The organism is Peribacillus deserti (assembly GCF_002863585.1).
GTDB lineage: Bacteria > Bacillota > Bacilli > Bacillales > DSM-1321 > Paraperibacillus > Paraperibacillus deserti_A.
Window position 1 is genome coordinate 17,173 of record NZ_PGUY01000012.1, and the last position, 13,929, is coordinate 31,101.

The 13,929-nt window shown below is 41.5% G+C and carries 11 protein-coding genes; 5 read left to right on the forward strand and 6 right to left on the reverse strand.

Annotated elements, in window-relative coordinates; all coding sequences use genetic code 11:
- Positions 1 to 621 precede the first annotated feature (621 nt).
- The 4 genes from CUU66_RS04045 (at position 622) to CUU66_RS04060 (ending at position 4,911) form a co-directional block, all read left to right on the forward strand.
- A complete protein-coding gene (locus CUU66_RS04045; RefSeq protein WP_026695108.1) occupies positions 622 to 849 on the forward strand; it encodes a FeoA family protein in 228 nt (75 codons plus the stop codon).
- Positions 846 to 2,846 carry a ferrous iron transport protein B gene (feoB, locus tag CUU66_RS04050; RefSeq protein ID WP_101640397.1) on the forward strand — a complete coding sequence of 667 codons (2,001 nt, stop codon included), beginning with the start codon at positions 846 to 848 and terminating at the stop codon, positions 2,844 to 2,846. Before CUU66_RS04045 ends, feoB begins: the two co-directional genes overlap by 4 nt.
- 46 nt (positions 2,847 to 2,892) lie before the next feature.
- A complete protein-coding gene (locus tag CUU66_RS04055) occupies positions 2,893 to 3,078 on the forward strand; it encodes a FeoB-associated Cys-rich membrane protein (RefSeq protein WP_101640398.1) in 186 nt (61 codons plus the stop codon).
- Between the two features lie 798 nt (positions 3,079 to 3,876).
- The gene (locus tag CUU66_RS04060; RefSeq protein WP_219622776.1) at positions 3,877 to 4,911 is read left to right on the forward strand and encodes a metallophosphoesterase; all 1,035 of its coding nucleotides are present in this window, start codon (positions 3,877 to 3,879) and stop codon (positions 4,909 to 4,911) included.
- A gap of 283 nt (positions 4,912 to 5,194) precedes the next feature.
- Here the strand turns inward: CUU66_RS04060 and CUU66_RS04065 are convergent, their stop codons facing one another.
- Positions 5,195 to 6,529: a multicopper oxidase family protein gene (locus CUU66_RS04065; RefSeq protein WP_101640399.1), complete on the reverse strand. Its 1,335-nt coding sequence runs from the start codon at positions 6,527 to 6,529 to the stop codon at positions 5,195 to 5,197.
- Positions 6,530 to 6,824: 295 nt separating this feature from the next.
- On the opposite strand from CUU66_RS04065, the gene CUU66_RS04070 reads away from it, so the two are divergent.
- A complete protein-coding gene (locus CUU66_RS04070; protein ID WP_101640400.1) occupies positions 6,825 to 9,239 on the forward strand; it encodes an Ig-like domain-containing protein in 2,415 nt (804 codons plus the stop codon).
- A gap of 257 nt (positions 9,240 to 9,496) precedes the next feature.
- On the opposite strand, the gene phoU is transcribed toward CUU66_RS04070, so the two are convergent.
- From phoU to CUU66_RS04095, 5 genes are read right to left on the reverse strand one after another with little or no spacing between them, the layout of a single operon-like run.
- Positions 9,497 to 10,156, reverse strand: a complete 660-nt coding sequence (gene phoU / locus CUU66_RS04075; protein ID WP_101640401.1) for a phosphate signaling complex protein PhoU — start codon at positions 10,154 to 10,156, stop codon at positions 9,497 to 9,499.
- 38 nt (positions 10,157 to 10,194) lie between these two features.
- On the reverse strand, positions 10,195 to 10,995 hold the full coding sequence (gene pstB / locus CUU66_RS04080) for a phosphate ABC transporter ATP-binding protein PstB (protein WP_101640402.1): 801 nt from the start codon (positions 10,993 to 10,995) through the stop codon (positions 10,195 to 10,197).
- 27 nt (positions 10,996 to 11,022) lie between these two features.
- Positions 11,023 to 11,865, reverse strand: coding sequence for a phosphate ABC transporter permease PstA (pstA, locus tag CUU66_RS04085; protein WP_101640421.1), 843 nt, complete (start codon positions 11,863 to 11,865; stop codon positions 11,023 to 11,025).
- Positions 11,866 to 11,902: 37 nt separating this feature from the next.
- The gene (pstC, locus tag CUU66_RS04090; RefSeq protein WP_101640403.1) at positions 11,903 to 12,871 is read right to left on the reverse strand and encodes a phosphate ABC transporter permease subunit PstC; all 969 of its coding nucleotides are present in this window, start codon (positions 12,869 to 12,871) and stop codon (positions 11,903 to 11,905) included.
- A 45-nt stretch (positions 12,872 to 12,916) separates the two neighbouring features.
- Positions 12,917 to 13,885 carry a PstS family phosphate ABC transporter substrate-binding protein gene (locus CUU66_RS04095; RefSeq protein ID WP_101640404.1) on the reverse strand — a complete coding sequence of 323 codons (969 nt, stop codon included), beginning with the start codon at positions 13,883 to 13,885 and terminating at the stop codon, positions 12,917 to 12,919.
- Between the last annotated feature and the right edge of the window lie 44 nt (positions 13,886 to 13,929).

Below are 13,929 nucleotides of genomic sequence, written 5' to 3' on the forward strand. Positions count from 1 at the left end.
GTTGGTGCACCGTGGCCGCCCGCGTCAGACTAACGGATGGGCTCAATGGCACCATAGTGTATCGGCCTTCCTCTCCAGCCCTAGAAACAGTATGGACGGCTTGGGAACATTTTCATTCTCTGTGGTGAATCGCTGGTTTTGCGATTTATGAGAGGCTAACGGGTGCATGAGTGAAAGAGGGAAGGGCTGCTTTGGCATCCTTTTCTGTTTTAGAATTCAGATTGACATAGGCACAGGGTAGTTCAGAAAGGAGGCTTCTACGATAGTCTCCTTTTAACTTTCTTCAAAGGAATGTTCCTCAAAATAAAGAAGAAATAAGATTAGGTAAAAGAGAGGTATATTGAGGGGGACAATAATGAGGTACAAAGATTTAGTGAGTGAAAATAGGGGGGCCGTTTAAAAATGTGGTGTTCTTTTTGTAGAGTTGTAACGGAACAGAAAAAACGTGAAATGCCCCAACTTTTCTTCTGGACCCTGGATAAAATCTATTTACTAATGAGAATGAATCTCATATAATAGAAATAAGATTACTGATAATAATTATCATTGTTGTTTAGAAGCCTCATCCTGTTAATGAGGTTTATGGATATAACCAGCTGACATGAAATTGGGGTGGAATCTATGGTACTGACGGAGCTGCAGCCAGGAGGCAGAGCAAAGATACTCGATATCGAAAAAGTGAATGTTCTTGTAAAAAGACGTCTTTTAGACCTTGGTGTTATAGAAGGAACGGAAATCTCAATAAAGCGCATACTTCCATTTGGAGGCCCGTTTGCTCTTGAAGCCGGGGGCCAGTCCATCGGCATCCGCCGAAAGGAAGCAAAGCTGATTCAGGTTGAAGTGTCATGATTCAAGTAGCGCTGGCTGGAAACCCAAATACCGGTAAAACTTCATTGTTCAATATACTGACTGGCTCATATGAGTATGTGGGAAACTGGTCCGGAGTTACGGTTGAAAAGAAAGTAGGCGTCTTGAAAAGCAAAGAGGGAAAGATTATCGATCTGCCCGGCATTTATTCGCTGAACCCGCTTTCGAATGATGAGGCAGTCGCCACCCATTTCCTATTGAATGAGGAATTCACAAGCATACTTAATATAATTGATGCTTCACAGATTAAAAGAAACCTATACTTAACGCTTCAGCTGCTGGAGTACGGCAAGCCGATTATTATCGGCCTCAATATGATTGATGTAGCGCGGGGAAGAGGGCTCGTGATTGACGAAAGAAAGCTCTCAGAACAGCTTGGCTGTCCGGTAAAACCCATTGTAGCCCGTACAGGGAAAGGATGCCGGGAGCTTTCCGGGATGCTTGCTGGATTGAACCGCAGCTTTGAACCCCTGATTCTGGATTATGGTCCTGAATTGGAAGCTTCCATACATAGGCTGAGCGGCTTATTTCCTGAAAACGAGGAGTTCCCGCCTTCAAGATGGCTGGCCCTTCAATTCTTTGAGGGGAATACGGTTGTTAAGGAGCTTCTGGAGAAACACATCTCCCATCAGCAGCTGCAGGAAATCTATTCAGAAGCTGAAAAAGCGGTGAAGCATTCGTCTAAGTCACTGTCTTACTATATCAGGACGGTTAAATCGGCATATATAGACCGAATCCTTTCGTCGGCCGTCAAAACCCATGCATCAGCTTCCTACACATTGTCTGACCGGATTGACACCATTGTTACGAATAAATATCTGGGAATTCCCATTTTCATTCTGTTCATGTTTTTGATTTTTAAATTGACATTTGACTGGCTCGGCACTCCCTTGTCAGATATGCTTGACGGCTTTCTGACGGGAACGGTAACAGACTTTCTAAAATCTGCGCTGAATTCGGCAGGGGCATCCGATTTTATCAAGGCGGTGGTCCTTCAGGGAATTGTGGCAGGAGTCGGCGGCGTACTGGTGTTTGTTCCGCAGATCATGATTCTATTTTTCTTGATATCCTTCATTGAGGATTCCGGCTATATGGCCAGGATTGCCCTCGTGATGGATAAAGTTTTGGAAAGTGTAGGGCTGAACGGAAAGGCCTTCATCCCGATGATTATAGGCTTCGGCTGCAATGTGCCTGGAATAATGGCCGCTAGGACAATCGAGCAGCCTAAGGAAAGGCTCTTGACGGTGATCCTGACACCGCTGATGTCCTGTTCTGCAAGGCTTTCCGTATACAGTCTCTTTGCAGGAGCTTTTTTCACGCATAATCAGGCATTGATTGTGCTGTCCCTTTATCTGTTGGGAATTATCATTGCCCTCTTGCTGGCCAAGATATTCTCATCCACTCTTTTGAAAAATGAAAGCTCCATGTTTGTCATCGAGCTGCCGCCATACCGTTTCCCGCAATGGCAGTCACTGCTCCGCAATACCTGGGAAAAAGGGAAGGGCTTTATCAAGAAAGCCGGAACCTTCATTTTCGGAGGCTCAGTTGCCATTTGGTTCTTAAGCTATGCGGGTCCTGCAGGGTTCAATGTATCTATGGATAAAAGCTTCCTGGCGATGATTGGAGGAGTACTTGCCCCTCTGTTCGAGCCAATCGGTTTTGGCAGCTGGCAGGCAGGTGCTGCCCTCCTGACAGGTTTCCTGGCCAAAGAAGTGGTTGTTTCCACTATGAATATTATTTATGTAGCTCCTGACTTAACGACTTTGCAGGGAATCATGGCACATCATTTCACCCCGCTGTCAGCCTACAGCTTCATGGCATTTTTACTGCTGTACGTACCATGCCTGGCCACGGTTGCAGTCATTAAAAACGAAACAAGATCGGCAAAATGGACGTGGTTTTCCATCGTATATGCGCTGATCATAGCCTATATTGTATCGCTTGCCATCTATCAAATCGGTCGTCTGCTTGGATATTGACAAGCTTTGCCTCCGAGAAAACTTTGCAGAAGGAAGGGAATCTTGCATGATCATCAATCTATTGATTGGCGCCATCATCTTTGGATACGCCGGATTTACCCTGTATAAACATGTAGTAAAAAGCAGACAGGGAAAATGCGCGGCCTGCTCCTTAAGCAAAAACTGTAAGTCCGCCTGCAGCGCAGTTCAAGGCGAGCCGAATATGTGGGCAGCAAATAAGGAATTAAGTTAAATTCAAAGGGTCTAGCTGGGAAATCTTCTGGCTGGGCCCTTTTTATGTTGGTGCAGACCTGTATCTGCCTGCTATTTTAGTTCCTTAATTTTTTCCTCCTCCCTCTTCATATAAAGTTCAATTTTTTTTTTAGATACTGATTAAGAAAGCTAATGTTGCTGGTGTATTGAAGCCGGTGATTCTGGAGCATTTCTCTGCGCTGCCCAATTCAAGAGGCCGTGAAAAAGAATTAAATAACCTTTAACGGGTTAATTCGTGAAGGATTCTTGGGTGTCTGTTCTCCATGTTTTGTATGTTGTTCTTCTTTCGAAATAGAGTTTAATGTCCTGTATATTCGCTTACCGATTGGGCAATCTCGATGTCTAACATCGGAGGTACGACAACCTCTTTTAAATAACTTTCCCATAAGGTTGAACAGAAGGGTGTTCACCACATATATTTTTTATTGATCCATGCTAAAATCCGCTTGCACCAAACTTTCCACTAGAGACTGAATAATAACTAGAATTCAAACCCAGTTTGTGAATATTGTACTTAAACTAGGGGGGGCGTTAGGTAATATAAATATTCGTTAGCTTTTCTTAAAATTAGTCAATAAATTTTTTCGAATGGGCGGAACGGATCGCTTGTTTCAGAACGGTCGTCAAAATGAAACTTCCTTTAGAACTATCCTTATGTTAAGACTTGATATTATTGTGAATTCTAATTAAACGTTCTGTAAAAATGGCAATTTACAGATTTTTTTGCTTTATCATAAAATAGTAATCTGAAAGACGAAAGGGGAATATTTGAGTGTTAATGAAACAAAGAAAAAAAAACATCGCCCAAAAGTTTATGTTTATGAGTGCTTCTGCTGCACTGGGACTATCTTTATTTGCGGCAAGCCCAGCCTCGGCAGCAAATAACGAACATACAAACAAAAAACCTTCCTTTGAATTCGGGCTAATCTCGGACATTCAATATTGCGATTGTGATACATCGGGTGTGCGTTATTATCGTAATTCCATAAGTAAACTGCAGGAAGCAACGGCTACACTCAATCAGCATAATCTTGAGTTCACCGTGCAAACGGGTGATCTAATCGACCGGAACGTAGAAAGCTTCAACACCATTCTTCCATATTTCAATAAGATTGAAGGGAAAAAATATCACCTTCTCGGAAATCACGATTTCGCCGTACCGACAGATGAAGTGGTAGATATTTTAGGTATGAAGAACCAATACTACGACTTTGCCGAAAAGGGCTGGCGTTTTGTCGTACTTGACACAAATGATATAAGCATGTATGCGAATGAACCAGGTTCCCCGAAATACCAACAAGCTGAAAAGATGTATAACCAGTTGAAGGCGACCGGAGCCAAAAATGCCCAGCCATGGAATGGGGGAGTGGGCACTGAGCAAATGACGTGGCTACATAACGTTCTAAAGAATTCTGCTAAAAACCATGAAAAAGTTGTAATTATCGGACACCATCCGGTTTACCCGGCAAACGAGCATAACGCATGGAACGATGCTGAAATCATGCAAGAATTGGAGTCTGCGGGTAATGTGGTGGCGTACTTCAATGGACATAATCATGCAGGTAATTACGGAGAGAAAAACGGAATCAAATATGTGAATTTCGAAGGTATGCTGGATACGCCTGATACTAATGCCTACGCAGTCGTCAAAGCGTTTAAGGACCGCTTGGAAATTGATGGATTTGGCAGGGTGGCGGACCGTACAATCGAGGTGTCAACCCTATTCAAGAACAACACTAAAAAACACCAAAATGGCGAACACGAAGAAGATGAACTTGAGGAACAATGGACGGTGAACACCGTTAATCGATAAAAACATGAACTATGACAAGGGCTTTCATTTTACCCCTTGTCTTTTCTTTTTTTTAGCAATAAATACTCTGTATATCAATATGGTTCTGCTTTACACCTTTGAATTTGGATAAGTGAACGCAGGTTGTGATGTAGTGTACTTAAGCAAACGGGTGCGTTATTTTACATTAGTCATATGACTATTATTTTATTGCAATCATAAACAATTCTTATGCCCTGATTTACATAAAAAAAGACCACTGCACATTCACGCAGTGATCTTTTCCATTAGATTGCTCGAGCCGTCAGCTCATATCGCCGCCCTGTAGAAGCTGCTCCATATCATTAATTTGTTTTGTCAAATTGTCCATTGATTTTTTTAGTGAAGCAGGGTTCACCTTACCGTCAAGCTGCTTTTGAATGGATGTGGCAGTTTCATCGAGCGCCGTCCATTCGTCGTAATGCTCTGATGCGACCACATTATAAAAACCTTTTAATCCCTTTGTTAATTCGCTGATTTCAGGTTTCATCAGCTCATATTTTTTCTCATATTGATATTGTTTAAGTACTGCAAGGTTATGCTTTACGTTGCCTATTGGAGTGGTTCCGCCATGATTCACATGATGATGGTATTCATCGTATACCATCATCATGTGCATGCCATGTGTTGCATGAGGTCCCATGTGGCAGTGAATGGGCCACATGCCAGGGTTATCTGCCGTTAACAGCAGATCATATCTTTCACCAGGTCCGATTGTGACTGAATCCTTTGTGATGGGTTCAGGATAATCTCTGCCATCAGAAGCCACAATCTTAAAATGGTGTCCATGCGTATGGAAGGTGTGAACCTCAGAACCCGCATTAATGAGCCGGATCAAATACTTTCCGCCTTTTTTTACTTGTATCGGCGGGATTTCTGGATCTAATTTACCGTTGATTGTATAATATTTCGCTTTTCTATCGGCGGTATCATACTCACCTTCAAGCTTGATGTTTTCGGCAGCAGTCCCAACATATTGACCTGCTTCCTTACCCTCAGCCGCGCTTAGAGCCGGGTCCCGCTCTGATAACAGAATTGTAAATTCTTTATCAGCCTTATACTTCGTGTCCTTCGGTTCTATTACAATTGCGCCATACAGCCCCATTTCCGGGTGTCTGTCCTGTTCAACATGGCAGTGATACCAAAATGTTCCGGGTTCTTTCGCATCGAATTCATATGTGAAAGTGTTGCCTTTCATCATTCCATGCTGGCTCATATCTGGTGTGCCGTCTCCCTGGAAGCTATTGTCGATTCCGTGAAAATGAATAGTATGCATTTCCTTTTGCTGATTGTGGAAAACCACTTTTACATGCTGACCCTGCTTAGCGCGCAACTCCGGTCCAGGTATGGTAGGCTTTGAGGCAGGAGCATTTTTCTCAGGGTCCCATAGTCCGAAACCCCATGAATACAATGTAGTTCCCTGCGCCATTTCCTGCTGCATGTCTGCGGCGTACAAATGGAAGACCTTTGTTTCTTTTGGTTCTTTTTTTCCGTCTTGTGCCGAGGCATCTTGTTTGGAAAAATAAATGGTGAAAACAGCAATACCAACAACTATAATTAATCCGCACGTCATGAGGATCATTTTGCGAATGTTGTTCATCTATTACACTCCTATATTCAAGTAGTAGAGAAATCAATTTCTATGTTAAAGCTTGTATAACCAATCGTCAAAGCGATTTACGAAAACAACACACCATATTTACATTTCGTTTATTGAAGCTGCAACCACTACGCTAACATTACGTTTAAAAAGGTTAATAATTTACATATTTTTAAAACCCTTCACATTGTTGTCACAAAAGTTTACAAAAAATTAAAATATATTTAGTGGTAGTTTTACAATATTAGTCTTTAATAGACAATGAAAGATACCTATTTTGCTAGGAGGATGTTAAATGAAAAGCATAACTAAAAAGGGAGCTGCAGCAGCTGCACTTGCACTAGCGATTACCATTCCTGCATTATCGCCATCTGCAGCCGCACCATCACCGCAAGTAAAGGTTGATTCAGTCAAGTTTAGCGGCATGAAGGCGCCTGCTACCATAGATCAAATGGTAAAGACCTATACAAATGCTTCTGTGGAAGTGAAATACAGTAATGGAAAGGTCAAAAAATTCCCTCTTACGTATAAACAGCTTTTTAAATCAGAAGACAAAGTAGCCACAGTAAATGGTGAAAAAATCCCAGCGGGCACGCCTATCGACTATTATGGAGATCCTATTGTTGACAACAGTCTTCCTGGCAGCCCTGCATATTTCGTATCAGATGCTCCTGATTCAAACAGTCTGCTGAATCCGATTGACGGCAAGCTATATATGCTCACTCATTACGAGTATCAAACGCTCGATGCTGCAGGAAAATCTGCATACGGCATAGTCCCTGCCAGTATTTCATTAACGACTTTAGACCAGGATAAGAATACCGGTGAACTTAAGGAAAAAGAAGTAAAGAAAGTTGATTTTTCTAATGTTAACGGCCTTTGGATTCCATGTAATGGCTCACTTTCACCATGGAACACTCACTTAAGTTCTGAAGAATATGAACCGGATGCACGCGGTTTTGAATTTGACCCGGCTTCAAGTGCAAGAACATGGACTGAAAGCTTTGCCAACCTTTATTTTGGTGATAAGTCTAAAGCTAATCCATATTTCTATGGCTATATCCCCGAGATTTCAGTAAATAGAGACGGAGAAGCCAAAGCAGTAAAACACTATAGCGTCGGCCGTTTCTCCCATGAGTTAATGAAAGTAATGCCTGATAACAAAACGGCATTCTTCGGCGATGATGGTTCAAATACCACGATGTTCATGTATGTAGCGAACAAGGAGAAAGACTTGTCCGCTGGTACTTTATACGCCGCTAAATTCCATCAAACAAAGGTAAATGACGATAAGTCAGGTGCAGGTAACCTTGAATGGATCAAGTTAGGGGAAGCCAGTGATAAAGAGATTAAAAAGCTGATAGATAAAGGCATCAAATTCAGCGATATTTTCGAAACTTCTGATGTGCCAAAAGAAGGCTTTAAAGCTATTAAACAATATTCCTACGGAAAAGTTGAGTATCTAAAGCTTAAGCCAGGTATGGAAAAGGCAGCTGCTTTCCTAGAATCCCGCCGTTATGCCGGTTATCTGGGGGGAACTACTGAATTCAACAAAATGGAAGGTATCACACTAAATTCAAAAGACAAAAAAGTATATGTTGCTATCGCTGACCAAAGCAGCGGCATGGAAAAAGCGGCTGCGGGTTCTGAAGTACCTGACGATATTCAGCTGCCGAAATTAAAAGCAGGTGCTGCTTATCAGTTAGATTTAACAGCAGGGCAAAAAGACAGCACAGGACAGCTGATTAATAGTAATTATGTTGCTGCCACAATGAATGGTTTATTGGCGGGAGAAGACCTGGCCAGCGCTGATGCCTATGGAAACACTGCAAATGTGAACAAGATAGCCAGTCCGGATAATTTAAGCTACTCCGAGGCAATGAGAACTTTATTCATCGGTGAAGACAGCGGACAGCATACAAACAACTTTGTATGGGCGTATAATATCGATACCAAGGAATTGTCACGAGTGCTTTCAGCACCAGCGGGTGCGGAATCTACTGGGTTGTTTGCAGCAGATGACCGCAATGGGTTCTCTTACATCATGAGCAACTTCCAGCACCCTGGTGATGAAGTCGATAAGAAGCAATTTGACCCAGCTGTTGTAAATAAGGAAGAATTATTGAAGGCAATTGACGAACAGATTGGCATCAACAAAACTGGCGGCATTGGCTATATCTCAGGTCTTCCATCATTCACGAAAATGCCTGATTTCGTTGCTCCAACAGCACCTGGTGTGGACAAAGTAACCGATAAATCCACAACAGTCAGCGGGAAAGCAGAAGCCAGTTCCACTGTAAAACTGTATTTAAACGGAAAATATCAAAAGAGCACTACTGCAGACAAGAGTGGAAAATATAAATTCTCCATCAGTAAGCAGGCTGCAGGAACCGAGATTAAAGTAACTGCGACTGATACGGCAGGAAACGTTAGCAGCGCCAAGACGGTCAAAGTGCTGGATACTACGGCTCCAGGCAAGCCTTCTGTAAATAAAGTTACCTATAAAACTCTTTATGTAACAGGCAAGGCTGAAAAGGGTTCCACTGTTTACATTTACAAAGAAAAAACAGTCCTCGGCAAAGCAGCTGCCGATGCTAAAGGAACTTACAAAGTCAAAATTAAATCCCAGAAAAAGGGTGCAGCATTAAGGATCGTTGCTAAGGATAAAGCAGGCAATATAAGCCAATCGACTAATGTAAAAGTCAACTAAGCTGCTGGATTAGGCAATTCGAAGAACCCAGGCTCGGAAAGAGCCCGGGTTCTTTATATTTTCCTTAATTTCTTGATAGTAAATACTTATATCTACCTTAGAGATGGTTATGTACAAGGGTCGGAAGAAGAACGCAAAGTGGGGGGAGTTAAATTACTGCATTTCTATGGCGGTCTTCCACAGCAAAAATATCCTTGGCTCTTAGTAGCCGCCACGAATATTGCTGTAATACGTTTGCTTTTATTTCTCTTTAGACACTAGGTATTTAAATCGTACCTTCTTCCTTTCACCAGATAATACGCACTTTCTGCTATATTTGTACAATGGTCAGCTGCTCTTTCTAGATAGCGGCATACAAATGACAATTGTGTGGTTTCAGATAATGATTCAGGTGTTCCTTCATTATTTTCCAGGTAATGCAGAATCGTTTGTCCATAGAGTTCATCTACTTGGTCATCCAAACTGGCTACTTTCTTTGCTTTTTCAACATCTTCCTCGATAAAGGCTGCCAAGGAAAGTTCCAACATTTCTAATGTTAATTGATGCATTTTTCTTATGCTTTCCACGGGTCCTATTTTACCTTCTTTGCCGATGCGAATGGTTGACTTGGCTATATTAACGGAAAAATCAGCAATTCTCTCTACGTCAGTAGCTATTTTGATAACACCAATGATTCGGCGGAGATCGATGGAGACCGGCTGCTGCTTTGCAATAAGTAAGATAGCAAAATCATTAATCTCATCTTCTAAAATGTTTGCTTTTGTATCTTCTTCCATCACCTCGAGAGCTAGATTTATGTCCTTTGTTTCTAGAGCTTTTAACGATCTTATCAGTGAATCATGTGTAAAAGCTCCAAGCTCTTTAAGTTTTCTTTGAAGTTCCTTTAGATCGACTTCAAATTTTTCACGAATTGGCATATGGAAACATCCTTTCGCAGTATTGGGGCGTCGTATTGTTATCCAAAACGACCCGTGATATAGTCTTCTGTTCTTTTATCAGAGGGGTTAGAGAAAATCTTATCTGTTTCCGAAAATTCAATGACCTCACCATTTAAAAAGAAGGCTGTCTTATCTGAAATCCGTGCCGCCTGCTGCATGTTGTGTGTCACAATGATAATGCTGAAATTCTTTTTTAGCTCTTGCAGCAATTCTTCGACTTTTAGAGTCGAAATAGGATCAAGGGCTGAGGTAGGCTCGTCCATAAGTATCACATCCGGTTCAATCGCCATGCAGCGGGCAATGCACAGCCGCTGCTGTTGGCCACCGGACAGTCCATAGGCATTCGTATTTAGCCTGTCTTTTACTTCGTCCCATATTGCTGCCCCTCTCAGGCTTTTTTCGACGATTTGATCCAGTATTTTTTTATCACGAATGCCATGAATTCTTGGTCCATATACAACATTTTCATAAATCGATTTTGGGAAGGGATTTGGTTTTTGAAATACCATCCCAACCTTCGTACGCAATTCCTCGACAGGATAAGATTTATCTAGAATATTTCTTCCGCGGTATACGATCTCTCCCGTTACTTTAACACCTGGTATTAGTTCAATCATTCGATTTAAAGTTTTAATATAAGTTGATTTTCCACATCCAGAAGGACCTATAATGGCCGTGACTTCATTTTCAACTACATTTAACTGAATATCTTTTAAAGCGTGATTTTCTCCGTACCATAAGTTCAGTCCATTCGTTTTATAGACCAATTTAGTATCGTTATTTCCCTTTACACTTTTTTGAGTCTGAGTTTCACTCATAGCTTAACCCTCCTTAAAGGCTTTTTCTCAATATCGTCTTTGATATCTATTTCTGATCAGAACAGCAATGGTATTTAAAAGAAGCAGTAAAATTAATAACACCATGATACCCGCAGCAGCTAATGCCTGAAACTCTTCCTGGGGGCGGCTCGTCCAGTTGAATATCTGCATCGGTAAAACAGTAAAGATATCGAAGACCGATCTTGGCAAAAAGGCAAGAAATAGGGGCAGACCCAGCACAACAAGTGGAGCTGTCTCACCAATAGCTCTTGATAAGGCTAATATCCCGCCAGTTAAGATTCCTGGTATTGCTGCCGGAAGAACGACACGAAGGATAGTCTGCCACTTAGTTGCTCCTAAACCATAGGAGGCATGCCGTAATTCTTTCGGTACAGATCGTATGGCTTCCTGAGAAGCAACAATGATTACAGGCAGTACAAGCAGACTCATTGTCAAACCAGCCGCTAATACACTGCTCCCTAAAGCAAACGCACGCACAAAGACTGTCAGGCCAAGAAGTCCGAAAACTATGGATGGAACTCCAGCTAGATTTGATATGTTGATTTGAATAAAAGTTGTAATAGCATTTTTCTTTGCATACTCTTCTAAGAAAATAGCCGTGCCGACCCCTAAAATTAAAGAAACAGGAGCGACGACAGCCATTAGCCAGATCGAACCGATCAAGGCTGTATACACTCCGGCCTGTTCAGGGTTTCGAGAAGGAAGGTTTTGTAAAAATTGGAAGTTGAAATAAGGAAGACCCTGAGAAATAATTCGGTATAGAAGAATTCCTAGTACTAATAATCCAAATAGAGTCGCCAGTAAAAATAGTGACCTGAAAAAGATATTAAAAGATACTCGGGGCTTCATATGGTTTAACACTCTGCTGTGATCAATTAATTTCACTTTAATACTCCTCCCTAAAGCGTCTGGACACAAACTGTGCAATAAAATTCATGATCAGAGTAAAGAGGAATAGAGTCATTCCGACCGCATAAATACTATAATAAACAGTTGTCCCATACCCCACATCCCCCTGGCTTACCTGCACAATATAGGCCGTCATTGTTTGAATGGATCTTGTAACATCCCATGTCAGGGTCGGGGTAGAACCCCCTGCAACAGTAACGATCATGGTTTCTCCTATAGCACGGGAAACTGCTAAAACAATAGAAGCAATAATCCCAGAAAGAGCAGAAGGAAGGACGACCTTAAAAGCCACTTCAAATTTTGTAGACCCCAAACCAAGAGCACCTTCTCTAATGGAATTAGGTACTGAAGACATTGCATCCTCAGAGAGAGAAGCGATCATTGGAATAATCATTATGCCAATAACTATACCCGGACTTAACGCGTTAAAGATTTCTAGGCCCGGCATAACGTTTCTAAGAATCGGAGTCACAAAGGTTAGTGCGAAATATCCATATACAATAGTTGGGATTCCAGCTAACACTTCCAAAATGGGTTTGATGATTTTTTTAGTTTTTTCGGTTGCATATTCACTCAAATATATCGCAGATGCAATTCCAATCGGGACTGCAACCAAAATGGCAATTCCTGTTACTTTTAATGTACCCGTTACTAGTGGCAGGATTCCATACGAACCATGAGTCTCTGAAAATGGAAACCACTTTTTCGCTGTAAGAAATTCCACTATAGAGACGCGGGTGAAGAAGGTTATTGTTTCAAAAATAAGTGTAAGCACAATTCCAATCGTTGTTAGAACAGATATTAAAGCAGTAATAAAAAGAAGGATAGGAACCAGTCTTTCGAATGAAAAACCGGCCCGTTTCTTTTTAAACTTCTTTGAAATTAAATCCTGAATTGAATGATTAACATTTTCATCTCCCACGTTAACACCTCTTTCGTGATTCATAAGATAAGTGAGAAGTCATAACTGCACCTCCCACTTAATTAATAACTACTTTATTGCTTTCAACTTATCTAATTCTTTTTGGTATTCTTCTTTTGGCAGGCTGACATAGCCGACATCTTCTGCTAGACGACCAGCATTTTGAAGGGTGAATTGCAGAAAGTCGTTGACTTCTTTTTGTTTTTTCACAGCAGAGTTGCTGGCATAAACAAATAACGGACGAGACAAAGGCGTATATTCACCCGATTTTATGGTTTCATGTGAGGGGGTCACTGGACCTTTTCCTGCATCGATAGGAACCACTTTAAGGTCATCTTTATTTTCGAGATAGTATGCAAAACCGAAAAAACCGATTGCATTTTTATCGCCATTAACACCTTGTACAAGAACATTATCATCTTCAGAAAGAGTGGCACCTTCTACTAAAGGTTTTTTCTTAAGAATGTCTTCGTCAAAATAATCGTATGTGCCTGAGTCTGTTCCTGGCGAATAGAACTTAATTTCCTTATCCGGCCAACCCTTGCGTACGTCTGACCATTTTTTAACAGTCCCGTTTTCAAGCCACATTTTACTTAATTCCTCAACTGTGAGGTGATCTACCCAATCGTTGTCTTTATTGACAACTACTGAAATTCCGTCAAATGCCAAGCGGAATTCAGTGTAGTCAATGCCATTCTTTTTGAGAGTGGCCTGTTCTTCTTTTTTAATTGGACGTGAAGCATCGCTTAATTGTGTTTCTCCGGCTCCAAATGCTTCAAAACCGCCTCCGGTTCCCGATGAACCGACGGATACTTTTACCCCTGGCTGCTTAGAACCATAATCCTCTACAACAGCTTCCATGATAGGGTAAACAGTGGATGAACCATCCACCTTAATATTTCCTTCTAAATTACCTGCAGCTCCGCCATTTTCCTTCTTTTGATCTCCGGCGTTGTTATTTCCTTTACCGCAAGCTGACGTTATGCTGATCGAAGTAACAATTAACAGTAATAAAACAACGAATTTGAACTTTTTCATCTTCAGTGCCTCCTGATTGTATAAGCAATATTAAATTCATCCCT